General features: G+C 68.2%; 24 protein-coding genes. 11 read left to right on the forward strand and 13 right to left on the reverse strand.

Annotation, left to right across the window (positions count from 1 at the left end; all coding sequences use genetic code 11):
* Window positions 1-114 precede the first annotated feature (114 nt).
* Window positions 115-576, forward strand: coding sequence for a hypothetical protein (locus ACZ3HL_RS33700; protein ID WP_465411437.1), 462 nt, complete (start codon window positions 115-117; stop codon window positions 574-576).
* Here ACZ3HL_RS33700 and ACZ3HL_RS33705 read toward each other — a convergent pair.
* Window positions 533-1,708, reverse strand: coding sequence for an ROK family transcriptional regulator (locus ACZ3HL_RS33705; protein WP_465535367.1), 1,176 nt, complete (start codon window positions 1,706-1,708; stop codon window positions 533-535). The two genes, ACZ3HL_RS33700 and ACZ3HL_RS33705, sit on opposite strands and share 44 nt — an antisense overlap.
* 92 nt (window positions 1,709-1,800) lie before the next feature.
* Here ACZ3HL_RS33705 and xylA point away from each other — a divergent pair, with 92 nt between their 5' ends.
* Window positions 1,801-2,970 carry a xylose isomerase gene (gene xylA, locus ACZ3HL_RS33710; RefSeq protein ID WP_465535368.1) on the forward strand — a complete coding sequence of 390 codons (1,170 nt, stop codon included), beginning with the start codon at window positions 1,801-1,803 and terminating at the stop codon, window positions 2,968-2,970.
* On the opposite strand, the gene ACZ3HL_RS33715 is transcribed toward xylA, so the two are convergent.
* From ACZ3HL_RS33715 to ACZ3HL_RS33725, 3 genes are all read right to left on the reverse strand, one after another.
* Entirely contained in the window at window positions 2,967-3,983 is a 1,017-nt protein-coding gene (locus ACZ3HL_RS33715) for an alpha/beta fold hydrolase (RefSeq protein WP_465535369.1), read from the reverse strand. The genes xylA and ACZ3HL_RS33715 overlap by 4 nt on opposite strands.
* Before the next feature lie 99 nt (window positions 3,984-4,082).
* Complete coding sequence (locus ACZ3HL_RS33720; protein ID WP_465535370.1) at window positions 4,083-4,838, reverse strand: thioesterase II family protein; 756 nt, start codon at window positions 4,836-4,838, stop codon at window positions 4,083-4,085.
* Window positions 4,839-5,284: 446 nt separating this feature from the next.
* A complete protein-coding gene (locus ACZ3HL_RS33725; RefSeq protein WP_465535371.1) occupies window positions 5,285-6,226 on the reverse strand; it encodes an alpha/beta fold hydrolase in 942 nt (313 codons plus the stop codon).
* Between the two features lie 58 nt (window positions 6,227-6,284).
* On the opposite strand from ACZ3HL_RS33725, the gene ACZ3HL_RS33730 reads away from it, so the two are divergent.
* Entirely contained in the window at window positions 6,285-7,118 is an 834-nt protein-coding gene (locus tag ACZ3HL_RS33730) for a helix-turn-helix domain-containing protein (protein WP_465535372.1), read from the forward strand.
* Between the two features lie 87 nt (window positions 7,119-7,205).
* On the forward strand, window positions 7,206-8,054 hold the full coding sequence (locus tag ACZ3HL_RS33735; protein ID WP_465535373.1) for a fructosamine kinase family protein: 849 nt from the start codon (window positions 7,206-7,208) through the stop codon (window positions 8,052-8,054).
* 1 nt (window position 8,055) lies between these two features.
* Here the strand turns inward: ACZ3HL_RS33735 and ACZ3HL_RS33740 are convergent, their stop codons facing one another.
* Window positions 8,056-8,730 carry a TetR/AcrR family transcriptional regulator gene (locus ACZ3HL_RS33740; protein ID WP_465535374.1) on the reverse strand — a complete coding sequence of 225 codons (675 nt, stop codon included), beginning with the start codon at window positions 8,728-8,730 and terminating at the stop codon, window positions 8,056-8,058.
* A 93-nt stretch (window positions 8,731-8,823) separates the two neighbouring features.
* Between ACZ3HL_RS33740 and ACZ3HL_RS33745 the strand changes: the two genes are divergently transcribed.
* Entirely contained in the window at window positions 8,824-9,549 is a 726-nt protein-coding gene (locus ACZ3HL_RS33745; protein WP_465535375.1) for an SDR family oxidoreductase, read from the forward strand.
* Between the two features lie 10 nt (window positions 9,550-9,559).
* Here the strand turns inward: ACZ3HL_RS33745 and ACZ3HL_RS33750 are convergent, their stop codons facing one another.
* The 5 genes from ACZ3HL_RS33750 to ACZ3HL_RS33770 all read right to left on the reverse strand — a co-directional run bounded on the left by ACZ3HL_RS33750 (window position 9,560) and on the right by ACZ3HL_RS33770 (window position 14,099).
* Window positions 9,560-10,162: a DUF2510 domain-containing protein gene (locus tag ACZ3HL_RS33750; protein WP_465535376.1), complete on the reverse strand. Its 603-nt coding sequence runs from the start codon at window positions 10,160-10,162 to the stop codon at window positions 9,560-9,562.
* Window positions 10,159-11,505, reverse strand: a complete 1,347-nt coding sequence (locus ACZ3HL_RS33755; protein ID WP_465535377.1) for an SNIPE associated domain-containing protein — start codon at window positions 11,503-11,505, stop codon at window positions 10,159-10,161. The genes ACZ3HL_RS33750 and ACZ3HL_RS33755 overlap by 4 nt, the downstream gene beginning before the upstream one ends.
* Window positions 11,506-11,959: 454 nt before the next feature.
* On the reverse strand, window positions 11,960-12,223 hold the full coding sequence (locus tag ACZ3HL_RS33760; RefSeq protein WP_125677397.1) for an amphi-Trp domain-containing protein: 264 nt from the start codon (window positions 12,221-12,223) through the stop codon (window positions 11,960-11,962).
* 81 nt (window positions 12,224-12,304) lie between these two features.
* Window positions 12,305-12,901 carry a formylglycine-generating enzyme family protein gene (locus ACZ3HL_RS33765; protein WP_465535378.1) on the reverse strand — a complete coding sequence of 199 codons (597 nt, stop codon included), beginning with the start codon at window positions 12,899-12,901 and terminating at the stop codon, window positions 12,305-12,307.
* 61 nt (window positions 12,902-12,962) lie between these two features.
* Window positions 12,963-14,099: a Cmx/CmrA family chloramphenicol efflux MFS transporter gene (locus ACZ3HL_RS33770; protein WP_465535379.1), complete on the reverse strand. Its 1,137-nt coding sequence runs from the start codon at window positions 14,097-14,099 to the stop codon at window positions 12,963-12,965.
* 353 nt (window positions 14,100-14,452) lie between these two features.
* On the opposite strand from ACZ3HL_RS33770, the gene ACZ3HL_RS33775 reads away from it, so the two are divergent.
* A complete protein-coding gene (locus ACZ3HL_RS33775) occupies window positions 14,453-15,532 on the forward strand; it encodes an NAD(P)H-dependent amine dehydrogenase family protein (RefSeq protein WP_465535380.1) in 1,080 nt (359 codons plus the stop codon).
* Window positions 15,529-16,008 carry a carboxymuconolactone decarboxylase family protein gene (locus ACZ3HL_RS33780; RefSeq protein WP_465535381.1) on the forward strand — a complete coding sequence of 160 codons (480 nt, stop codon included), beginning with the start codon at window positions 15,529-15,531 and terminating at the stop codon, window positions 16,006-16,008. The genes ACZ3HL_RS33775 and ACZ3HL_RS33780 overlap by 4 nt, the downstream gene beginning before the upstream one ends.
* Before the next feature lie 57 nt (window positions 16,009-16,065).
* Here ACZ3HL_RS33780 and ACZ3HL_RS33785 read toward each other — a convergent pair whose 3' ends face one another.
* Entirely contained in the window at window positions 16,066-17,607 is a 1,542-nt protein-coding gene (locus ACZ3HL_RS33785; protein ID WP_465411420.1) for a GMC oxidoreductase, read from the reverse strand.
* 173 nt (window positions 17,608-17,780) lie between these two features.
* On the opposite strand from ACZ3HL_RS33785, the gene ACZ3HL_RS33790 reads away from it, so the two are divergent.
* Window positions 17,781-18,146, forward strand: coding sequence for an RNA-binding S4 domain-containing protein (locus ACZ3HL_RS33790; RefSeq protein ID WP_073843358.1), 366 nt, complete (start codon window positions 17,781-17,783; stop codon window positions 18,144-18,146).
* Here ACZ3HL_RS33790 and ACZ3HL_RS33795 read toward each other — a convergent pair.
* Window positions 18,132-18,350, reverse strand: coding sequence for a hypothetical protein (locus ACZ3HL_RS33795; protein ID WP_465535382.1), 219 nt, complete (start codon window positions 18,348-18,350; stop codon window positions 18,132-18,134). The two genes, ACZ3HL_RS33790 and ACZ3HL_RS33795, sit on opposite strands and share 15 nt — an antisense overlap.
* A 135-nt stretch (window positions 18,351-18,485) precedes the next feature.
* On the opposite strand from ACZ3HL_RS33795, the gene ACZ3HL_RS33800 reads away from it, so the two are divergent.
* Window positions 18,486-20,795, forward strand: coding sequence for a cellulose binding domain-containing protein (locus ACZ3HL_RS33800; protein ID WP_465535383.1), 2,310 nt, complete (start codon window positions 18,486-18,488; stop codon window positions 20,793-20,795).
* Window positions 20,792-22,243, forward strand: coding sequence for a cellulose binding domain-containing protein (locus tag ACZ3HL_RS33805; protein WP_465535384.1), 1,452 nt, complete (start codon window positions 20,792-20,794; stop codon window positions 22,241-22,243). The genes ACZ3HL_RS33800 and ACZ3HL_RS33805 overlap by 4 nt, the downstream gene beginning before the upstream one ends.
* A gap of 45 nt (window positions 22,244-22,288) precedes the next feature.
* Here the strand turns inward: ACZ3HL_RS33805 and ACZ3HL_RS33810 are convergent, their stop codons facing one another.
* On the reverse strand, window positions 22,289-23,092 hold the full coding sequence (locus tag ACZ3HL_RS33810) for a class I SAM-dependent methyltransferase (RefSeq protein WP_465535385.1): 804 nt from the start codon (window positions 23,090-23,092) through the stop codon (window positions 22,289-22,291).
* Between the two features lie 50 nt (window positions 23,093-23,142).
* On the opposite strand from ACZ3HL_RS33810, the gene ACZ3HL_RS33815 reads away from it, so the two are divergent.
* A complete protein-coding gene (locus tag ACZ3HL_RS33815) occupies window positions 23,143-23,715 on the forward strand; it encodes a TetR/AcrR family transcriptional regulator (RefSeq protein WP_465411415.1) in 573 nt (190 codons plus the stop codon).
* Window positions 23,716-24,010: the final 295 nt, after the last annotated feature.

The raw sequence follows: 24,010 nt of genomic DNA on the forward strand, positions 1-24,010 counted from the left end.
CTCCCTGTTGACCGGCGCACGCCATTCGGGTGATAACGGTTCGGCATTCGACGTATCTGGCCTGCTCCCCATTGACACCTTTCTACGATCACGGCGACTGGGTGGAGGAATGCGGTGACGGTGGAGGACGCGGGTCAGGACTACCTGACACGGCAGATCGGGGCGCTGCTCGAAGCGATTCGCGAGGAGGGGCCGGTCGGCGAGGGCAGACGCAGCTTCCGGATAGCCGGGCATCTCGCCGCGGAGGGCGGGTTCCACCTCGGTGACATCCTCGCCGCGACGGCGCAACTGCTGGCGGTCCACGCTTGGAACAACGGCTACCTCGCCGCGGCGGAACTGCTGACGCGCCGCATGCGGGAGTTCGGCGCCGAGTCGGCTGAGCTGGTGCGGTACCTCGTGCGGCTGGAGACCGGCTGTGAGCAGGGCTGGCTCCCGCACGCGGATCGGGACGAACTGATCGCCTACGCCCGGCGCGTCCAGCGTGCGGACATCGAGGCGCGCGCGCAGGCCATCGAGGCGTCGCTGCCCGGGGTCACCGATCCCGAGCGTCCTGATCGGATGGCCAGTGAGTCGTGAGATAGTGCTCGGGGTCCGCGAGGATACCGCGGATCACCGAACCGGCGGCCCCGCGTACGGCGGCTCCGGTGCCGAGCGCCGAGCGGACGACACGTACCGGCGACCACGCCGTGCTGGGCACACGGCGTTCCAGCTCGGCGAGGAGTGGCTCACGCAGCCACGGCTCCAGCCGCGCGTAGGTTCCGCCTAGTACCACCGCCGGAACGTCCATCAGATTGACCACAGTGGACAGTCCGACGCCGAGATGCCGCGCGGCGACGGTCACGGCGGCAACCGCCGCCTCGTCGCCGGATTCCAGCGCGGAGACGAGGTCGTCCACCGTGTCCGCGCCCGCGAGCCGCAGGATCTCCTCCTGTCCCGCCATCCGTTCCAGGCAGCCGTTCGCGCCACAGGAACACGGCGGGCCGTCGGGCGCCACCGGCAGGTGACCGATCTCGCCGCCCGCGCCGCGGACGCCTTCGAACAGGGCGCGGTCCAGCACGATGCCCGCGCCGATCCCGATCTCCCCGGACACGTGGACGAAATCCGGCAACGCCGAGCCGTGCCACAGCTCGGCGAGGGCCGCGAAGTTCGCTTCGTTGGCGACGGTGAACGTCTCGCCGAGCCGGTCGGCGAGGTCGACGTCGCGCCAGCCCAGGTTGGGCGCGAGCCGCACGAGCCCGGACTCGACCAGGCCCGGAACCGCGATACCGACGCCGCCGACGGGCACGCCCAGCGCGTCCGCCCGCTTCCGTGCTCTGCGCAGGAACGCCGAGACGCGCTGGAAGACGCGCGGCGTCCGGTTGTCGGCGTACCGGACCTCCTGCGCCCGGACGGTGCCGGTCGGATCGACGAGGCAGGACGCCAGGTAGTCGACGCCGATTTCGATGCCGAGCCCATGCGGGCCGGTCGGGGAGAGCGACACGACGGTGCCGCGCCGTCCGGGGCCGACGCGCTGTTCCGGCTCGCCTTCGGCCACGAGATCCGCCGCGATCAGGCGGTCCACCACCGTCGACACGGTGGCCTTCGTGAGCCCGGTGGCGGCGGCGAGACCTGCCCGCGACGTGCCCGGACCGTCCGCGATCGCGCCGAGGACGAGGGCGGCGTTGTGCTGCCGCACCGTGTGCTGTCCCGCCGGGCGAGTGCCGATCATCGCGCGATTGTATTCGTTCGATGCCTGAACGAAAGCCTTGACCCGCCGGAGCGGCGTCGATAAGTTCAGGCATCAAACTAATTGGAGGCGAGATGGCTCAGGCACCGGCGCGTGAGGACAAGTTCAGCTTCGGGCTGTGGACCGTGGGCTGGCAGGCGAACGACATGTTCGGCCCGGCGAGCCGTCCTCCGCTCGACCCGGTCGAAGCCGTGCACCGTCTTTCGGATCTCGGCGCCTGGGGGATCACCTTCCACGACGACGACCTCGTTCCGTTCGGCTCGGCCGACGCGGAGCGCGCGCGGCACCTCAAGCGGTTCCAGGGCGCGCTCGCCGAGACAGGTCTCGTGGTCCCGATGGTGACCACGAACCTGTTCAGTCACCCCGTCTTCAAGGACGGCGGCCTGACCAGCAACGACCGTGACGTCCGCCGCTACGCGCTGCGGAAGGTGATGCGGAACCTCGACCTCGCCGCCGAACTCGGTGCGTCGACGTTCGTGCTCTGGGGCGGCCGGGAAGGCAGCGAGACCGATGCCGCGAAGGACGTCCGCGCGGCGATGGACCGTTATCGCGAGGGAATCGACTTCCTCGCCCAGTACGTCCTCGACCAGGGCTACGGCCTGCGGCTCGCGCTCGAGCCGAAGCCGAACGAACCACGCGGTGACATCCTGCTGCCGACCATCGGGCACGCGCTCGCGTTCATCTCCACGCTGGACAACCACGAGATCGTCGGCGTGAACCCGGAGGTCGGGCACGAGCAGATGGCCGGGCTCAACATCGTCCACGGCATCGGCCAGGCCCTGTGGCAGGGCAAGCTGTTCCACATCGACCTCAACGGTCAGCGCGGCCCGCGCTTCGACCAGGACCTCGTGTTCGGCCACGGCGACGTGCTGTCGTCGTTCTTCCTGGTCGATCTGCTCGAGCACGGCGGGTACGACGGGCCGCGGCATTTCGACTACAAGCCGCTGCGCACGGAGAACATGGACGGCGTCTGGGCCAGCGCCGAGGCCAACATGGCGAGTTACCTCCTGTTCGCCGAACGTTCCCGCGCGTTCCGCGCCGATCCCGAGGTGCGGGCCGCGCTGGACGCCGCCCTGGTCCCGGAGCTGGCGACGCCGACCCTGAACGACGGCGAGACGGCGGCGGATCTGCTGGCGGACCGGTCGGCGTTCGAGGACTTCGATCCGGACAAGGCCGCGGAACGTGGGTATGGCTTCATCCGCCTCTCCCAGCTCGCCCTCGAACACCTCACCGGGGCACGCTAGAACCGGTCGACGTCCAGGACGGCCTTGGCGAACTCCGCCGGGGCCTCCTGCGGGACGTTGTGGCCGATCCCGTTCAGGACGCGGTGCTCGTACTTGCCGGAGAACTTCGACCGGTACGCCTTGCCGTCGGTGTTCGGGCCGTCGAAATCGCTGCCGATCGTGATGGTGGGCACCGAAACCGCCGGGCCCTGCGCGAGTTTCTGTTCCAGCGCGTCGAGTTTCGGGTCGCCATCGCCGAGGCTCAGCCGCCACCGGTAGTTGTGGATCACGATGGCGACGTGGTCCGGATTGTCGAAGCAGGCCGCGGAACGGTCGTAGGTCGCGTCGTCGAAGGTCCACTTCGGCGACGCGATCTTCCAGATCAGCTTGTTGAAGTCGTGGCGGTTCTTCGTGTAGCCGAGGATGCCGCGCTCGGTGGCGAAGTAGTACTGATACCACCAACCCAGTTCGGCGGCGGGTGAGAGCGGCTGCTTGTTCGTCTCCCGGTTGGTCACCAGGTAGCCGCTCACCGAGACGAGTGCCTTGCAGCGTTCTGGCCACAGCGCGGCGATGATCACGGCCGTGCGGGCGCCCCAGTCGAAGCCGCCGAAGACGGCCTTCTCGATCTTGAGGGCGTCCAGCAGCGCGACGATGTCGGCGGCGATCGCGGACTGCTGGCCGTTGCGGAACGTGTCCTTCGACAGGAACCGGGTCGGCCCGTAGCCACGCAGGAACGGCACGATCACCCGGTACCCGGCCGCGACCAGGCGCGGGGTGACGTCGACGTAACTGTGGATGTCGTAAGGCCAGCCGTGGAGGAGCACGACCACCGGACCGCCGGCGGGGCCCGCTTCGGCGTAACCGATGCTCAGTTCCCCGGCCTCGATCTGCTTGATCGGACCGAACGAGGTGTTTCCGCCGGTCGTGACGGGCGCCGCCGCCGGTGCCGCCGCGGGCTGGGCCGAGCAGCCAGCCACGGTGGCCCCCGCCGTGGCTGCGACGACGGCCTGCGCGAACCTTCTCCTGCTGAGCATCCTGATTCCTCCCGCGAAACGCCTGGTACGGGACGAAATTAAGCGGCCTGCGCCGAGCGCGGCGACCGTCGGACGACGTCACCGGTGTACGTCACCCGTCTAAGCGACTTCGGGCTCAGCGGTCACGAAGGCCGCTTCCAGCCTGCGGATCCGGGCCCAGAACTCGGCCTCCCGGCCGGCCTCGAGAACGCCCAGATACCCACCGGGTACGACGCGCCCCACGAACGGGCCGGACGTCCAGACCCGCCAGCCGCCCGTGGCGTCGTCGCCCGAGGCGGACGCGGGATCGTCGGTGCCGCGGATCGCCGCGATCGGGCACGGGAGCCGCGTCCTGGCGGGCCCGCGGTAGGCGTTCAGCAACTGGAGGTCGCCGAGCAGCAGGTCCAGGGCGTACTCCCAGCCTTCGGGCGAGTCGCGGTAGCCCGCGACGGGGGTGAGCCCGGTGCGGCCGAACACCCGCCCCATCGCCGACGCGCCCGCCTTGGCGTTCTTGTCCGGTGAGCGCCGCTGCGGGGCGCACGCGTCCACGACGATCAGCGCGCCGGGGGCGACACCGAGCCGTTGAGCGGTTTCCAACGCCACGAAGGCGCCCATTCCGAAACCGATCGTCACGGAACTGGAGAACCAGGCCTTCGGTGTCGCGGCGGCCAGTCGCGTGGCGAGTTCTTCGAGAGACGACGCCGGTGATTCCGCGAGCCGTTCTCCGTGTCCGGGATATTCGAAGGCTCGGACGTCGGCGTCCACCGCGCCCGCGAGCGCGCCGAACGCCCGGCTGATGCCGCCGGCGGGCGGAAACAGCAGGTAGCCGGGTCCGTGACTGTCTGATGTGGACAGTGCAACCAGGTCGGCCGTCATGATCCGAAAGATACGCGCGATTAACCCGAATGGGGTAACGGTTCGGATTCGACCAAGATCAATTCACCCGCCTGAGGGAGGTTTCGGCGAGAAGGCCGCCCGGCTGTGTCGTATCTGGCGTTCCCCGTTCGACGTCCTGATAAGAGCCGGAAGGAGAAAGCGATGAACACCACGACACTGGCCTCGACCACGCGGCTGAACCCGGTGAGCCGCACCCTGCCGGTTCTGCTGGCGATGGAGGACGACGCGGAAGACGTCGGCCGCCTGTCCCCGGACGACCGCCTGACCTGCCACGTGCACGGCCGCTGGATCCATCAGTGCGTGGCTTCGCCGCTGCACGTCAACCCGGTCACGCGGCACCGGTGGTGCCGTTCGTGCGCGACCGCGTTGACCGTCTCCGTCGACGAACTGTCCGGTGACGTCACGATGTCCTGCCCGCGGTGCGGTCATGGCGAAAGCGCCGCCTCGGCCCGGCTGATCGCCGCGTGTCGCGCCAGTTTGGCCGCGGCACGCCGGGGCGCCGGCGCGCGGGCGGCTAAGGCGACCTTGCCGAGGATGAGATCGCGATCCTGCGGGCGGAGATAGAGGTAGTGACCGGCGTCGGGCAGGATTTCGACATCGGCATGGGGGAGCAGATCTTCCAGCCGTGCGGCGGCAGCGGCGGAATCGTGCACGACGCTGCGTCCGCCGAACAAGGCGAGCGTGGGAACGTCGGTGGACCGCAATGCCTCCTCGGTCGGGCAGACCTGGAACGGCACGCGGGCGCGATAGCATCGGATCCCGGCGAGCACGAGCCGGGCGGCGGGCTGGTCGAGGACGTCCTCGCCGACGGACCACGTCAAGAACCGGCGCCACAGCCACTCACTGTCGAGCGCGGCCGCGGCCACGCCGTACCAGAGCACTTTCCGAGTGAATGGCGCCGAGACGGTCGTCGCGTCCAGCAACACGATGGAGCCGAGTCGGCCGGGCGCGTGGATCGCCTGGTTGACCGCGTGCCAGCCGCCGGTCGAACCGCCGACGAGGCGCACCCCGGTCAGCCCCAGGTTCTCGAAGACGTCGTCGAGTGCGCTCGCTCGGTCGCGGACGTCCTTGAACGGCGCCTTTTGGACGCTACGGCCCGCTTCGCCGAGCGTGTCGATCGCGTAGACCGTGTGCCGTGCGGCCAAGGCGGGAATCAGTTCCGCGAAGCAGGCCGACGTCGCCAGGAGTCCCGGCAACAGGGCGATCGGAGCGCCGCCGTCGCCGTAACGGTAGACCCGCGTGGTCCCGTGGCGCGTTTCGACGTCGAAGACCGCGTGCGGTTCCGGGCATTCGGCCATGGCACGGTCGTAGGCGGCGAAATAGCGTTCTTCGGCCGCCGGATCTCTGAAGCCCCCGATTTTGTTCATGAGCGGAACGCTAGGTAAGGACGTCGTCCGGGGTCTTGAACGAAAGTAAGATGACGGCATGGGCGGGTGGGGTCTCGTGGTGCCGCGGCGGGACATCGTCCGCGCGCCCGGCGAGCGGGTTCTCCGATGGCCGCACCCCGCCCTTGCCGCCCACGTGTCGAGTTATGTCGCGCACGATCTTCCCGACGCGGGAACGAACTCCTGGCAGGTCACCCCGTTGTCCGTGCTCACCTGGGTGATCGACATCGCCGCGCCGGCCAGAGGGCTGGAGATTCCCGCTTCTCCGGTACTGGGCTTGCGGGACCGGCCGTTGCGGGTCGACCAGGCCGGGGCATCGCGCGGCATCGTCGTCACCCTGACGCCGCTCGGTTCGTACGCGTTGTTCGGGATTCCGTTGCGGGAGCTGGCGAATTCGGTCGTCGCGGCGTCGGATCTGCTGCCGTCGGTGTCGTTGACCGAACGGCTGGCCGAGGCGGCGGACTGGCCGGAGCGATTCCGGCTGCTGGACGCGTACCTCGCGGCCAGGCTCGCTCGTGGCCCCGCACTGGACGCACCTGTCCGTCACGCGTGGGACCGGCTTTGCGCGGGCCCGGTCCGCGTCGACTTGCTCGCGGAGGAGATCGGCTGGAGCAGGCAGCACCTCAACGTCCGGTTCCGAGACCAAATCGGGCTGAATCCCCGCACGGTCGGCCGGATCGCCCGGCTCAATCGCGTGCTGGCGCTGCTGGACCGGGCGCCGTCGCTTCCTTGGGCGGAGGTCGCACATTCGGGCGGCTACAGCGACCAGGCGCATCTCATCCGGGAGTTCCGGGCGTTGACCGGGCGCAGCCCGACCGAGGTCGGTAAGCCGGCGGGGCTGTTCGTTGCGTCCCGTGACCCGGCGCTCGCGTGAAGGCCGTTCGTCTCTCGAAAACGCACGCACGCGGATTCCCCTCCGTACAACGAGCGTTCACCCGATCGGCGGAGGTAGGTTGCGAGCATGACCCAGGTTTCGACGCCTGCCGAGGCTGCCACGAAGATCACCGGACGTGCCGTCGCCGAGCAGAGGAGTCTGTCGAGCGGGGTGACCGAAGTGGTACTCGACAGCGGCGACACGGTGGTCGTCAAACGGGGCCACGCCCGGAACGCGGCACCGGCCGAGGCCGCGGGCCTGCGGTGGCTGGGGGAGCCCGGTGCGGTGCGGGTGCCCGAGGTTCGCGGCCACGACGGCGAGTGGCTGGTCACGGAACTGGTCGGTGGCGGACGGCCGACGCATCACGCGGCGGAGCGGCTGGGGAGGGGGCTCGCGGAGTTGCACGCGGCAGGCGCTCCCGCGTTCGGCGCGGCGCCGCCGGACGGGCCGGCCGACGCGTGGATCGGCCTGGCCCCGATGGAGAACACGCGGGGTGAGGACTGGCCGACGTGGTACGCCGAGCACCGGGTCCTGCCCTACGTCCGTCGCGCGGTCGACGAGGGCACGCTGACCGGGGACGAGGCCGCTGTCATCGAGCAGGCTTGCGCACGGCTCCCCGAAGTCTCCGAACCTCCCGCACGCCTGCATGGTGACCTGTGGAACGGCAACGTGTTGTGGGGAGCCGTCGAGGCATCGCTCATCGACCCGGCCGCGCACGGCGGCCATCGCGAAACCGATCTGGCGATGCTGCAGTTGTTCGGTTGTCCGTTGCTCGACCGGGTGCTCGCCGCCTACCAGGAGGTCGCCCCGCTCGCCGACGGCTGGACCGACCGGATCGGTGCGCACCAATTGTTCCCGCTCCTGGTGCACACCGTCCTTTTCGGACGGTCCTACGCCGGGCAGGCGGTCGCGGCGGCGAAGGCCGTGGGCCGGTAGTTCAGCGCGCGAGCCGGTCGAGCCATTCGCCGAGCATCGCCCGCTCGGCGGGGGTCAGGACGTCACCGGGTTCCTTCTCCAGTGCGGCTTTGAGCGCAATCGCGCGGCTTGGGATGTCCGAAGCCTTGTCCGCGCTGTCGGTGGTGATCGCCGCGATCACGTGTTCGCGCGCGGCGATGATCAGGTCCAGATCGCGCTGCTCCGGCGGGCTCGCGAGGAACGAAAGGATCACCCCCATCCCGGTCGCGTGGACCAGCTGCGCGGCTTGTTCGACCGGGACACGCAGCCTGCCCGCCTCGGCGATGCGTTCGATGATCCGGCGGAGCATCGCGTCGGCCTCCTGGCGCGCTTCGCGGACCCGGGGCTCGCCGTACATGAGCATGTAGAAGGCGGGCTGGTGCAGGCCGAACTCGACGTGCAGGTCCCAGCCTCGCCGGAGGTCGCGCACTGGGTCGCCGGTCTGCCCGAGAGCATGCTTCCCCTCCAGGTAGCTCTTGAAGCCGTACGAGGCGACGGCATCGAGAAGACCGTCCTTGTCGCCGAAGGTCCGGTAGAGCGTCGGCGCCTGCACCCCGGCGGCGGCGCTGACCGCACGCGTCGACAGCGCTTCGCGACCTCCCTCCTCCAAGAGCTCCGCCGCCGCGCGGATCAACCGGTCCTTCGTCGTCAACGTCATATATCGACGATAACACCATCTCGGTAGCACTGGTTCGGTATCGATGATACAGTGATCTCGTTATCAACGGAAACCCCTGATGGGAGCACTGATATGGCACGCGTAGCGATCGTCACCGGCGGGTCGAGGGGCATCGGCAGGCAGTCGGCCGAACGGCTGGCGTCCGACGGGTTCGCGGTCGTCGTCGTATACGGCGGCAACAAGGACGAGGCGCAGGCCGCGGTCGACACGATCACCGTCGGTGGAGGTCAGGCGATCGCGGCGCAGGCCGACGTCGCCGACGAGCAGGCCGTCGCGGCCGTGTTCGACACCGCGGAGAAGACCTTCGGCGGAGTCGACGTCGTGGTCCACGCCGCGGGCACCATGTACCTCGCGCCGGTGGCCGAGCTGGATCTCGACCGGCTGGATCGGTTGCACCGCACCAACATCCGCGGCACCTTCGTGGTCGATCAGCAGGCCGCCCGCCGCGTCCGCGACGGTGGCGCGATCATCAACTTCTCCACGTCGGTGCTCGGCCTCGCGCTGCCGGGATACGCCGCCTATGCCGCCTCGAAGGGCGCGGTCGAGGCGATCACCCTGGTCCTGGCCCGCGAACTACGCGGTCGCGACATCACCGTGAACGCGGTCGCCCCCGGCCCGACCGCCACGGCGCTGTTCCTCGACGGCAAGGACGAGGCGACCATCGCGAGCTTGGCGGCGCAGCCCCCGCTCGAACGCCTCGGCACCCCGTCCGACATCGCCGAGGTCGTCTCGTTCCTCGCCGGACCGGCGCGGTGGGTCAACGGCCAGGTCCTTCGCGCCAATGGCGGCATCGTCTGAGCTTCTCGGTTCAGACGACGTCCAGCCGCGGCGCGGCCGCAGCAGACTGGGCCGCGTAGGCGATGGAGTTCGCGTCGTTGAGGTTGTGGACCCGCACGGTGAATGCCGGAACGGCCCGCTTGCTGAATTTCGTCGTGTAGACCGAGAAGGTCTTGGTGGACTGGGAGTAAAAGATGTGCTTGGTCTGGTTCCAGTCGACTTCGAGGAACTGGCGGCGCACGACCCCGACGAAAAGGAACAGCAGCCGGCGATTCGTACAGGCGAGCACGCCCTGACCTTCGCCTTGCGCCGCGGTAAGCGCGAGCACCTGCTCTTCGGGTCGAAGGTAACCGGGGAGGAGGTTGACCTCCTTCATCGAGCCCACCAGGACTCCACGGACGTTCTGCAGCGCGGCCACGATGTCGGGACGCATCGCCGGAACGGGAGCGGGTTGAGGCACCTGCCGCGGCTGTTCCACCGCTGAGGGCGTGGGGGCCGGGCGAACTGCGGTGTGGAAGCTCCATCCATGTCCGTCCCAGTACCGCAGCAGGCTGTCGTCCAAAGGGTCCGGGAACCACGCAGGAGGGCGGTGAGGCACTGGCGAGGGCGCGGGCGGCCGAGGTGCATGGGTCATGTCAGGTCGCCGTCCGAAGACAGGTCACCGTCATCACCCGCGTCGGTGTTCGAGGCGCGGGACAGCGCGAGCGAAGAATCGGTATCGCGACGCGATGCTCGCCATTCGACGGCATCCGCGGTGTCCTTGTATTCGAGGATGTGGTCGTCACCGAGGTCAGTGAGAAGCTCCTTGACCCGCGCCGGCGTGGCGTAGAAGAACTCCCGGCGCGGATTCACCATGTTGACGCGGTCGGCCGCCAGTCGCTGATGCAGGGCGGTTTCGAGGGCGACGGCGTCCTCGGAGAAGAAGAGCCCGTGGACATCGAACCGGAACGGAACGGAGGCGTCGCCGAGTTCCCGTACCCGGTCCATCGGTTCGAGGCGTCGGGTCATCCCGATTTTCACCACGTCGGGCCCGAAGGCGCCCAGGTTCGAGATGACGTAGACATAACCGGCACGGATGTTGGCCGCCCGCTGCTCGACTCCGGCTATGGCGTCGTCGACCGCGGCCAACTGCTCCTTCGCACGGACTAGGCCTTCGACATCCCCCTTGGCCTCAAGCCGTGCGAGGACCGTGGCGTAGTGGGCACGCTCCTTCGCCAGACGTGCGCGCTCCCGCTCGACCTCCTTCATGACCTTCGCTTCTTCGCGGAGTCTGGCGCGTTCTTCCCTCGCGGCTTCGCGTTCGACCTCGACCTTCATCAGGTAGTCGGCGGTCAGGTCGATCTCCTTGAGCCGGAGCCGGTGGTAGTCGCTGGAGATCGCGATGCGCATCAGGGTCCCGAGCTTGCCGATTGTGTCCCGCGTGGTCGTCAATCTGTTCTTGACGGATTCCACCGTATGAGGCTTGACCACGCGGATGGCGTTGTCGGCTTCGGCGTTGTACGCACGTAGCATCAACTTGGCCATGTCACGGCCCAGCTTCTGCCCCTCCTTGACCGATCCGTTGACTGCCCAATCGACCTGGCAAGTCACGGCGTCGCCCTTCGCGGCGGTCTTGATATGTGACCTCAGTTCGGTGAGCGCGTCCTTGTAGGCCAGCGCGTCCTCGAGCGGATGCGCGTACTCGTAGATGCCCACCTGCTGCAACAGTGCGAGTTCCCGGGTTTCAACCAGCTGAGAGCGCCAAGACTCCAGCTCGGCCGCCAACTGCTGCCGGGCGGCCGACTGCGCCGAGTGCTCCGCTTTGGCCTGCTCGACCGCAGTCTTCAACTGGCGGAGTTCGCTTTCCAGTACAGCGGTCTCGGTCCCGCGAAGATGCCCGACCCAACCCCTCAACTCCGCGATCGTCGCGTGGGCTGCTGTGAGCTGCTGGTGGAGAGCGGCGACCTCCGCGTTCTGATTGTTGCCGAACAACGCCACGCTGCTTCCTCCCGGATCGGCGCCGGCAAGATCGCCGGTTCCAGTGCTACTTCCGAATCTCGACGAGGGCACGCGGCGTTACGTAGATCGGCTTGGGAGCCTCCAGTTCACTGAACCGGAGTAACGGCTCGGAATGTGGCCACGACGGCTCGTGTGGCTCTACGTGTCCCGCCCGCTCCCGCGAACGGCATTGAGCAGAACAGCAGCACCCCTAATGAGTTCGAGTTCGAAGAGTCACCCAGTCTCTTGGGTAGCTGTACACGATCAGCACTCCGTGCGTCGGTCTGCGTGGGAACCCAGCTCGGTATCCGTGCAGGTAGCAGACCTGAACCACGAGGTACATGAGGACGTGCACCCGGCGGTCGCAGCGTTGGCGACGGACGAACCGTGGTGAAAAAGCGGGCGGGCCCGCCGACGAAGCACGAGCCCGCCCAAGTCCTTTGTGGACGGTAGATCAGACGACGGTGCCCTCGGAGTCGTCGTCCGAGTCGGTCTCCTCGATCTTCCACTTCAGCTGGAACTCGACCTCTTCCTCGCCGTCACCGCGCTCGTGCTCGATCGAGAACTGCGCGCGGGCGGGGACGCGGAACCGTTCCCCGGCGATCTGGATGCGGAAAGAGGTCTCGGATTCGAGCGCGTCGGCGAGCCGGCGCAGTTTCGCGACGACGTCGGCGGTGGAGTAGACGCGTTCGACGTCTCGGGGAGCGGTTCCGGTCACGGTTTCCTCCAGGGTCCGACACCCTGGCCGGGTGTCCGTGCCGTCATTCAATCGCGTGATCATCAGGTCGTGGACGCGGGGTCACAGTGACCGGGCGAGGCGGAAGCCGACGTCGTCGACACGGAAGGTCGGGTGGCTGCGGCGCCGTACCGAGGCCCGGCAGCTCCAGTGCTCGTCGAACCAGCCGCCGCCCTTCAGGACCCGGTACTCGCCGTACACCTCGGCGTCGTACACGTCCCAGCACCATTCCCAGACGTTGCCGAGCATGTCGTGCAGGCCCCACGCGTTGGGCGCCTTGCCGCCGACTTCGTGCACGGACTCAGCGGAGTTCTCGCGGTACCAGGCGATCTCGTCGAGCGGCCCGTAGCGGGGGCCGGTCGTGCCGGCGCGGCAGGCGTGCTCCCATTCCGCCTCCGAGGGCAGCCGGTAGCCGTTCGCGGCCCGATCCCAGGCTGGGGAATCCAGCCGGTAGACGGGAGTCAGGCCTTCGCGTTCGGACAGGGTGTTGCAGAACGCGAGGGCGTCCTGCCAAGAGACGTCGACGAGGGGAAGCCTGCCGGTCTCACGGGTGACCGGAACCGGGGCGAGCAGAAAGGACGCGACCTCGACGGTCCAGTTCCGCTGTGTCCGGCGATCCGTCAGCGTCACCTCGCCCGCGGGCACAGTGATCATCTCCATGGTGCGGCCGATGCTACCCAGCGCGCGGGCGGGTGGCTCGACGTCCACCCGCCCGCGCGGTTCACGAGCGCTTCTTTCGCAGGACGAGCGGCAGCGCGAGGAGAGTGATCGCCGCGCTGATCCAAATGGCGTAACGGTAATCACCGGTCGACTCCGTGACGAAACCGGCGAGCACCGGGCCCAGGAACGCGCCCGCGTTCAGCGCGACCGTCGCGAACGAGCCACCCAACGTCGGAGCTCCCGGAGCCACGTGCATGACCCGGGCGACGAGTGCGGAACCACAGCCGAACGACAGTCCACCTTGGACGGCCGTCACGACGAACAGGGCGACCGGGTGCGTGCCGGCGATCGCCAGCACCGCCCAGCCCGCAGGCAGTGCGCACAACCCGAGCACCAGGCCGCGCCGGAGTTCGCCGTCTCCCGTGCGGCCCGCCACGGTGACACCGAGGAACGCGCCGACGCCGAAAGCCGCCAGCAGGCCGGAGACCGCTCCGGCGGGGAGGTGGGCGACATCCGTCGCGATCACCGCGAGGAAGGCGAACGTCGCGAAGGTGGCGCCGTTCACCAACGCGCCGAGGATCATGGCCCGCCGCACGGGAGGTGCTTTCAGTTCACGTGCTTCGAGCCTGATCGAGACTTCGTGCGGCTCCGCCGCGTCGGCGGGTGCGGAACGGAACACCAGCACCAGCGCCGGAACACACAACGCGGCGACGGCCCAGAACGCGGAACGCCAGCCCGCGAGGTCGCCCAGTACGGCGCCCGCCGGCACACCGGCGACACACGACAGCGTGATTCCCGCCAGCAGGACCGCGGTCGCCCGCGCCTGCTTTCCGGGCGGTGCCAGGGCGACCGCCACGGGCATGGCCACGGCGAGGAATCCGGCGTTGACGATCGCCGCGACGATGCGGGTGCCGAACAGCAGCGGAAAGCTCGTCGTCACGGCGCCGATGACGTGCACCACGACGAAGGCGGTCAGAAATCCGGCCAGGGCCCGGCGGCGAGGCCAGCGCGCGCTGAGCACGGCCATGGCTGGTGCGCCGACGATCATTCCGACGGCGTAGGCCGACGTCAGCGCGGCTGCCGCACCGACCGGGACGGACAGGTCACCGGCGATCCCCGGCACCAGGCCGGAAGCCATGAATTCGGAGGTGCCTTGCGCGAAGACGGCAAGGCCGAGGACATAGACGAACAGGGGCAACGGACGACTCCCAAGGGAAAGTGAGCAGGAGGAGCCGTGCGCGAGGCAGGAGGAAACCCGGCCGGACGCACGGAAACAGCGCTCCGGTCACCGGGAAGCGAGAGGGCCGACGCCTAACGGCCGGACACGACGACTCGCCGCCGGATGACCGGCGGCGGGGTTCTGTCCGACTCGGGGCTCGTCACGGGACGCACACTACACACGTCCGCCGTCGCGCCTCAACCCGATTGGAACAGTATCCGTTCCGCGTACCGGAACGCTTTCGTTGCCCGTCGGAATGAACCCGAGTAATGCGCGCTGACCTGCGGTTTTCCTAATTGTTTCGGTACTTGGATTCGGTTAACCTCGACAGCATGATTCCCACTGTTGTCTGGGGCACAGGCAACATCGGTCGCGCCTCCATCCGGGCCGTCGACGCACATCCGGGGCTGGAACTCACCGGTGTGCTCGTGCACGATTCCGCGAAGGTCGGCCGCGACGCGGCCACGCTCGCGGGAATCGACAGCGAACTGGGTGTGGCGGCGACCGATGATGTCGAAGCGGTTCTGGCGGCGGGTCCCCGAGCGGTGGTGTACGCGGCGTCCGGCGACATCCGGCCCGCCGACGCGCTGGCCGACATCGTCCGCGCGATCCGGGCCGGGGCGGTGGTGGTGACGCCCGCGCTCTACGCGTTGTACGACCAGCGGAACGCGCCCGAAGAACTGCGCGAGCCCGTGCTCGCCGCGATCGCGGAGGGCGGCGGCTCGCTGTTCGTCTCCGGCGTGGATCCGGGGTGGGGCAACGACATCCTGCCGTTGCTGATCAGCGGGCTCGGCACCACCGTGGACGTCGTCCGCTGCCAGGAGATCTTCGACTACTCCACCTACGACCAGCCGGACTCCGTCCGCTACCTGGTCGGGATGGGGCAGCCGATGGACTACGAGCCGCCGATGCTGGCCCCGTCGGTGCCCACGTTGGTGTGGGGCGGGCAGGTGCGGCTGATCGCCCGCGGTCTCGGCGTCGACCTGGACGAGATCCGCGAGACACTCGACCGCCGCCCGCTGGAGAAGACCGTGACCACGCGGGCGATGGGCGATTTCGAAGAGGGCACTCAGGGCGCGGTCCGCTTCGAAGTGCAGGGGATCGTGGACGGTGAGCCCCGGATCGTCATCGAGCACGTCACCCGGATCCATTCGTCGTGCGCGCCGGACTGGCCGATGCCGCCCAGCGGCGACGGGGCGCACAAGGTGATCATCGAGGGCCGTCCCAGGATCGAAGTCTCGGTCGAGGCCACCGACGAGGGCGAGAACCGGTCCGCCGGCGGCAACGCGACCGCGGTCGGCAGGCTGGTCGGCGCCATCGACTGGCTCGTGGACGCGAAACCGGGCCTGTACGACGCACTCGACGTCCCCCTGCGACCGGCGACCGGCAAGCTCGGAAGGAGCGCGCGATGAACATCGACATTCCCGAGGGCAAGGACCCGATCGGCTACGTGTGGGGTGAGATGGTGCCCGGGATCGGCGTCGCCGCCTCGCAACTCTCGCTCGCGGTGTACTCGCACACCACGCTGGGGCTCCGCGAGTTCGAGGCGGCCCGGCTGCGGATCGCGCAGATCAACGGCTGCGTCTTCTGTCTGGACTGGCGGACCGAACGCGACGGGGTGAAGGTCGAGGAGGAGTTCGCCGACGCGGTGACCGAGTGGCGCACCACCGGCGCGTTCGACGAGCGGACCCGGCTGGCCGCCGAGTACGCCGAACGGTACGCGCTCGACCACCACGGCATCGACGACGAATTCTGGAAGCGGATGGCCGAGCACTACAGTCAGAAGGAGATCGTCGAACTGAGCATGAGCATCGGTTCCTGGCTCGCGTTCGGGCGGCTGAACCACGTTTTGGGCATCGACACCGTCTGCGTTCTTCCGAAGATATAACTGTGCTTGTTCAAAGAATAGGCCGGGGTGGCGGCCCCGGCCTATTGTCGATCGTCGTCACAGATCGGTGGCGACGATCTTTTCGATGTTCCTTTCCGCCAGCGCGGTAATGGTGACGAACGGATTGACCGAGGTGTTCCCCGGAATCAGCGCGCCGTCGATCACGTAAAGCCCGGGATATCCGTGCAGCCTGCCGTAATTGTCGGTCGCCTTGCCGAGTACCGCACCGCCGAGCGGGTGGTACGTGAGGTGGTCGCCCCAGATCTTGTAGGCACCGAAGAGGTCTGTCCGGTAGATCGTGCCTTCCTTGGAATTGATCTTGTCGAAGATCGTCTTCGCCATCTCGATCGACGGCTGCTTCCACGCGGTCTGCCAGTCGAGGTCGACCCTGTTCGCGCTCGGGTTCCAGGAGAACGCCGCGCGGTGCGGGTTCTTGGTGATCGACAGGTAGAACGAGGCGTAGGTCTCGATGCCGGTCGGCAGGGGCGCGACCTCGGCGAACGCGCCGCCCGCCGCCCAGTTGTCGATACCCGCGGTCGGGATCGAGGACTGGAGCGCCCCGGTGGCGTCCCACATGTGGTTCGCCCGGCCGCACATGACGTTCCCGTTGTCACCCCAGCCCTTTCCGACCTCGTTGCCGAGGTTGGGCAGCGCGCCGGTGGCCTTGAGCTTGACCAGCAGTTTGCTCGTGCCGACGCTACCCGCGGCGAAGAACACCTTGTCCGCGGTGACGGACTTCGTCGCCGTCACGGTGCCGCCGGTGTCGAGCTGCTCCATCACCACGGTGTACCCGCCGCCGGACGCGGGCGTCACCGACGTGACGCGGTGCAGCGGCGAGATCGTCACCCGGCCCGTCGCCTTGATCCGCGGGAGATAGGTCTGCTGCAACGATTTCTTGCCGGCGTTGTTGCCGTAGAGGATCTCCCCGGCCAGCGCCGACCTCGGCACCGTGCCCGCCTGTTCCTTCTTCATGTACTCCCAGTCGTACACGTCCGGGACGAACAGGAACGGGAAACCGGACCGCTGCGCGTGTTTCCGGCCGACCCGTGCGTACTGGTAGCACTCGGCGGTCTCGAACCAGTTCTGGTCGATCGTGGCGACGCCGAGACCGGCGTTGGCGCGCGGGTAGTAGACGCCGTACATCTCGTCGGCGTTCACCGTCGGAAGGACGGAGCCGAAGTTCTCGCGCTTCGGTGTGACGGCCATGCCGCCGTTGACCAGCGAGCCGCCGCCGACGCCGCGGCCCTGGTAGACGGTGATGCCGCCGAACTCCTCGGCGTCGAGGATCCCCGTGTGGCGCGGGACGTCCTTGTCCAGCGGGAAGCCGAGGAAGTTGCTCAACGGCTGCTTGGTCCTCGTCCGCAGCCAGAAGGAGCGATAGTCGGGCTTGGTGGTGTTGGCGAAGATCTTGCCGTCCGTGCCCGGGGTGTCCCAGGCCATGCCGAGTTCGACGAGATGGACGTCGACGCCGGCCTCGGCGAGCCTGAGCGCGGCGACGCAGCCGCCGTATCCGGAACCGATGACGAGTGCCGGGATTCGGGCGGCATCGGCGATCGAGCTTTTCGCGGAAGCGGTCCCGCCGAGGGCGGCCGCTCCCAAGATAGAACCAGTTCCTGCAATAAAGAGGCGGCGGGATAACTGTCCGGAAGCGCTTCTCCGCATGGTTTCGTCGCTCACGTGATCTTCCTCACCGTTGAGGGATTTAGAACAAGTTATACCTGCGGCTATCCCGGGTGGCAATAAAGAAGGCGCATGGGCCACTATGTACGGTTGTGGAGTCCACTCGAGTTGATCGCTGGCTGTGGGCCGTCCGGCTGACCAAGACGCGCCCGGACGCCGCGGCGGCGTGCCGTGGCGGCCATGTCCGCGTGAACGGCAAACCGGCCAAACCCGCGACCACGGTCGTGGCGGGTGACGAGGTGCGTGCGCGCGTGCACGACACGACGCGGATCTTGGAAGTGACGCGCGTGATCCAGAAACGGGTCGGTGCCGCCGATGCCGCGACCTGCTTCATCGACCGGACGCCCGCTCCGCCGCCGGAGGCCGCCGTGCCGGTCGCGAGGCGGGAACGGGGTGCGGGGCGCCCGACGAAGCGGGAGCGCCGCGTGCTCGACCGGTTCCGCTCAGGTGAGCACTGACCCGTTGGCGCACAAGGTGTCACCGAGTACCGAGCGCGCGTAGAACACCTCGCGGCCGGCCCGATGCCGGGTGATCAGGCCGGTGTCGTACAGGACTTTCAGATGCTGACTGACCGCGCCGGGCTGATCACGGACAACGGCAAGGTGACGGACGAGGGAACCGAGACGTTCCTCCGTCGCTACCTCGAGGCGTTCTACACCCATGTCTCGACCTTCAAGCGTTCACATACATGGACATGATTCACATCCGTTGACGAGCGACATGGACGTGAACTATAAAGACGGGGTCCGGGTGTACACGCCGCAACACCTTCCGTCAGTCCGTCACGGAGGTTTCGGGTGTCCCGAAAAAGCCCTCTTCGTCGTGCCGTCCTCCCGGCGGTCGCCGCCGTGGTCGCCACCGCCGCACTCCTGCAGGTACCGCCCCAGATGGCGGACGCGGCACCGGGGCCCGGCGCGCTGACCGGCCTCGACCTCGGAGCGGCCAACCGCCGCGCGCCCGTCCCGGGGCTCTACGACTGGTCCAAGGCCGGGTATCGCGGTGGTACCGCGCTACCCGGCTCCGGCGAGGTGAATCCGAACGCCACCTGCCAGATCACCGCGGCCGAGCTGGCGAGCCAGTACAACGTCAAACCCGACGACGGCGCCGACGACACGAACGGGATCCAGTCGGCGATCGACGGGATCAAGAGCTCGTGCTCACCGTCCGGGAGCTACACCAAACTCAGCACGATCACCTTCCCGGCGGGCCGGTTCGACGTCACGCACGAGATCCACGTCGACGCCGACTACCTCATCCTGCGCGGGGCGGGCAAGGACGCCACGAAGTTCGTCTACAAACCCGACGCGAACACCCTCTACGACAGCCTCACCCCGGACGGTTCCGACTGGGACGAGGACGGGATGACTTCGGGCGCGGGCAAGGGCGGCTGGCTGTGGCCAGGTCGCGGGCTGGTCCGTGTCCAGTCCAGGGGAGTGCACACGTCCTACGCGAGCGACTACGCCTCGGCGCCCGCGAACCGCAAGGACATCTTCGAGGGGACGATCAACGTCCATTGGAAGTCCGGGGTGAAGTTGCGCGGCAAGCCGGGTGACACCGCGTTCGCCGCGCGGATGGGGGACAAGGTCGTCCACCTGGCGAGCAGCGGCGCGCTGACGTCGCTCGCGGCAGGGAACCTGGTCAACATCAGGGCGGCCAACTCACGGAAGTTCTACGAGCGGCAACAGGCGACACCGACCACGTTCCCGTTGCTGAACATGCACATGCGTCAGCAGATCTTCACGATCGCGGCGCTCGACACGTCCGCGCGGACGATCACCCTGGACAAACCGCTCGAGTACGACGTCCCGGTGAACTCCACTTCGGACGGTTCGGCCCCGATCGACGGCGCCACCTACGACTCGAAGGCGGCACCGCTGGTCGACCCGGTGCTCGGCGTCGGGTTCGAGAACCTCGGCTTCACCCAGGACATGCCGGGTCTGAACCCCGCCGAGGCGAACCACAACTACGGGAACATGGCGCCCGCCGCCGAGATGCACGGCATCGTCTTCAAATGGGCGGCGAACTCCTGGGTCCGCGGGGTCCGCGCGGACATGACCGGATCGCATCCGATCGTCACCGAGGAGGCCAAGAACCTCCAGATCGTCGACAACGAACTCAACGGATCGTGGAACAAGGGCAAGGGCGGCAACGGCTACTTCCGCGGCTCCCGGGTCTGGGATTCGCTCTACGCCGGCAACACCTCCACCCTGTTGCGGCATTTCACCTTCCAGTGGTCCGCCGCGGGCAACGTGGTGATCGGCAACTCGTTCGACTCCGACCTGAACCTGCACGGAGGCTGGGAACGCAACAATCTGTTCGAACTCAACACGGTCAAGGTCCCGTACGCGCACCGCTCCGGGAACTGCCGGGCCAACTGCGGCGAAGAGGGCGGCGGCGGTCCCGACGACTCGAACTGGTTCCCCATCTGGTGGGGCGCGGGCAAGAAGGCGGTCAAGTGGTCGGGCGCTTCCGGCTACCGCAACGTGTTCTTCAACAACGCCATGACCAAACAGCTCGCCGACAACGGCCCGTACAACGACTTCTACGCAGACCGGCACCGCGTCTACTCCTTCGGCTGGGACGGCACGGCATACCAGCACCTCGACATCGGGGGCACACCGATCGCCGACTGGGCGAAGAACGAGCAGCGGGACTACACCGGAGGGCACGGCGTCGACGCCACCAAGACCGACGCCGCCTCCTCGCTCTTCCTGAAATCCGTCGACGGGACGCCGCCGTCTTCGCCGACGAGCCAGAGCCCGACCACTTCGGCGACGACCCAGACCCCGAGCGCGTGCCTGAACGCGACCTTCACCCGCAAGTCTGTGTGGGACAGCGGCTACGGAGGCGCCTTCACGATCAGCAACACCTGTTCGGCCGCCGTCGGTTCGTGGGCGGTCGAGTTCGACCTGCCCTCCGGGACGACGATCACCGGTTCGTGGAGTTCGGTGCTGACCAGGACCGGACAGCACCACCGGTTCGGGAACGCGGCCCACAACGGCAGCGTCAAACCCGGCGGCACGGCGACGTTCGGCTTCAACGCCGCTGGTCACGGGCTCCCGGTCGCGTGCACGATCGCCGGAACGAAATGCGGAGGCACGGAATGACGAGGAAACGACTGCTCGCCGCGATCGCGGCCACGGCTTCGGCGGCGGGCCTGTTCGGCGCCGTCGTCACCGCCGAGGCCGCCGCGCCCAGCCTGACCGCGGTGTTCGCCCAGAGTTCGGCCTGGGACAGCGGATACGGCGGGAAGTACACGCTGACCAACACGGGCGACGCGAACAGTACACAGTGGACGATCGACTTCGATCTCCCCGCGGGCACCACGATCACGACGTCGTGGAGCTCGGTGCTCACCAGGAGTGGCCAGCACTACAAGGTCACCAACGCCGGCTTCAACGGCACGATCAAACCCGGCGGAACCGCGTCGTTCGGCTTCAACACCACCGGGCTCGGCCTGCCGACCGGATGCGCGATCAACGGCAACCCGTGCGGGGGAGGAGCGCCGAGCACCACCACGACCCCGCCTACCACCACGACCACGAGCAAGCCGCCGACGACGACCACCAGCGTTCCCGCGGGAGACGTCATCGACGTGAGCACGGCGGCGGAACTGCGGGCCGCGCTGGCCTCCGCGAGCCCCGGCCAGACCATCCGCCTGGCCGCCGGAACCTATCGTGGTTCGTTCGTGGCCACGAAACCCGGCACGGCGGGCGCGCCGATCACGGTGACCGGACCGGCGACGGCGGTCCTCATCAACGACGGTCCGTCCGGTGAAGCGCCTTCCTGTCCGGCGCCGACCGCGGGCTGGGACTCCGGGTACGGATTCTGGCTCTACGGCGCGCCGTACTGGCACCTCAAGGGCTTCACCGTGCAGGAGTCGAAAAAGGGCATCGTCGCGGACAACTCGCATCACACCGTGATCGAAGGGGTGCGGGTACACCGGATCGACGAGGAGGCCGTGCACTTCCGCCGTTCCTCGGCGGACAGCGTCATCCGCGATTCGACGATCAGCCACACCGGCCTCGTGCAGGCGGGTTACGGCGAGGGCGTCTACCTCGGCTCGGCGAACTCCAACTGGGCGTGCCACGGGAACTCCGGCGGGGTCGACCGCAGCGACCGGATCCGGGTGCTCGACAACCACATCGGACCGTACGTCGCCGCCGAAGGGATCGATGTCAAGGAGGGCACCGTGGACGGCGTCATCCGGGGCAACACCTTCGACGGCCAAGGGGTTTCCGGGCAGAACTCGGCCGATTCCTGGGTCGACGTCAAGGGATCCGGGTACGTGATCGAGGGCAATACCGGCACCTTCGCGTCGCCGGGAACGTTCGCCAACGGCTACGAGACGCATAATCCGGGTACCACCCCGTCGTTCCCGAACGGTTGCGGGAACGTGTGGCGGGACAATAAGTCCGATCTCGGTGGCGTCGGCCAGTACGCCATCAAGATCACGTCGACGTCGAAGTGTTCGGAACGGCCCAATGTCGTCTACGCGTCCAACACCGTGTCGAGGGCGGTGAACGGGCTGACCAACATCCCTGTCACGCCCTGACGGACGTCCGGTGACGGGGGCGGCGGGGCTCCCGTCACCGGCGGGTCAGTCCCGGAGCGCGGTGATCGCGACGGTGGCGTATCGGACGGTGAACCGTCCGCCCATCCTGTCGATCGCCGCGCCGACTTCAGCGAGGATCTCTTGTCGCACTGCGGTTTCGACCCAGGTCAGCGAGCCGAACGTCGGGAGCTGGTCCAGCCATTCGTCCCGGGTGTAGACCCGGTCCCAGTCGTGGCGGCTTCGTTCCGGCTCGGCGAACCCGCCCGCTTCGCGCAGGCCGTCGGCGACCTTCACGATGAGTGGCCCGTACGGGTCAGAGGGTTGTTTCGGCACGCTGCCGAGATCGATCGGGGAATCCGGCACGAGCCGCCGGTAAGCGTCCGCCAGGGCGTTCGCGACCTCTTCCGGCGGTTCGGGTACGTGCCAGAACGCGGCGAGGAGTCCGCCGGGCCGTAGCACTTCGGCGGCCTTGGCGGCGCCCGCCACCGGGTCGACCCAGTGCCAGGCCTGCCCGGAGACGAGCAGATCGAATCGGCGCCCGGCGGGCTCCCAGTCCTCGAACTTCGCGACCTCCACGTCGAGGCCGCTCCGGCGGGCGAACTCGGCCATCCGCGAGTCCGGCTCGACGCCGAGCACACGACAACCGGCCGCCTGGAACTGGCGCGCTTCGATCCCGGTGCCGGCGCCCACGTCGAGGACCTCGCGGCCAGGAGCGGCGGCGACGAGGTGGCCGACGAGTTCCGGGGGATAGGCGGGCCGGGTCCGGTCGTAGCGTTCGACATCCGCGCCGAAGGATTCCGCGGCCTGTCGATAGCGGTGAGGCTGTGGTCCCGAAGGTAGAGTGGGCATGTGCCCACCTTAAGTGGGCGCTTGCCCACTCGTCAACGCAAGGGAGCCGTATGCCGACCGGGGTAGCTTTGCGCGCCGTCCGCGCGCAGTTGTTCGACGCGGCGGAGCGTGTCCTGCTGCGCGACGGTCCGAGCGGGCTCACCAGCCGCGCCGTGACCACGGAGGCGGACTGCGCGAAAGGCGTCCTTCACCGGCATTTCGACGACTTCGACGGATTCCTGGCCGAGTTCGTGCTGGACCGCATCGAGAAACTGGACGAGAAGGGCCTGCGGGAGGCCGTCGGTACCGGAACGGTGGTGGACAACCTCACCTCGGCGCTCACCGCGGTGTTCGAGTCGGTGGCGGTCGCGATCGTCCCCCTCGTGATCTTCCGCGACGAGCTGCGCGCCCGGTTGCGCCGCGAGTGGCCCGCCGGGGTCCCGGTGCTGACCCAGGCCGCCGTGATGATCGGCGGTTATCTCGACGCGGAACGGTCGAAGGGCAGGATCGCGGCGGACGCCGACGTCGAAACCCTCGCGGCCACGCTCATCGGCGCGTCACACTTGCTCTACGCCGACCGCACCGCGCCGGCACCGGATGCGGCCCAGGTGCGGAAGGTGGTGGAGACGGTGATCGGGACGTGACTCGCGTGATCAGGCGGCGAACTCGCGTGATCAGGCGGCGAACTCGCGTGATCAGGCGGCGAACTCGCGTGCTTGGAGGCGTAACTCGCGTGATTGGAGGCGGAACTTCGTGTGTCGCCTCTGATCACGCGAGATACGTGTCTGATCACGCGAGTGCGGTGCCTGAGCATGGGGCCAGTGCCCACGCCGGCGTGGGGGGGTAGCCAAATGGGCAACAAAAGATTTTGGTAAATTGTTTTTGAAAAAAACCGACACCGCCCCGGGCACAGAAAAAAAGCCGCAGCCAAAAAGGCCA

It is taken from the genome of Amycolatopsis sp. NPDC000009 (assembly GCF_055563465.1).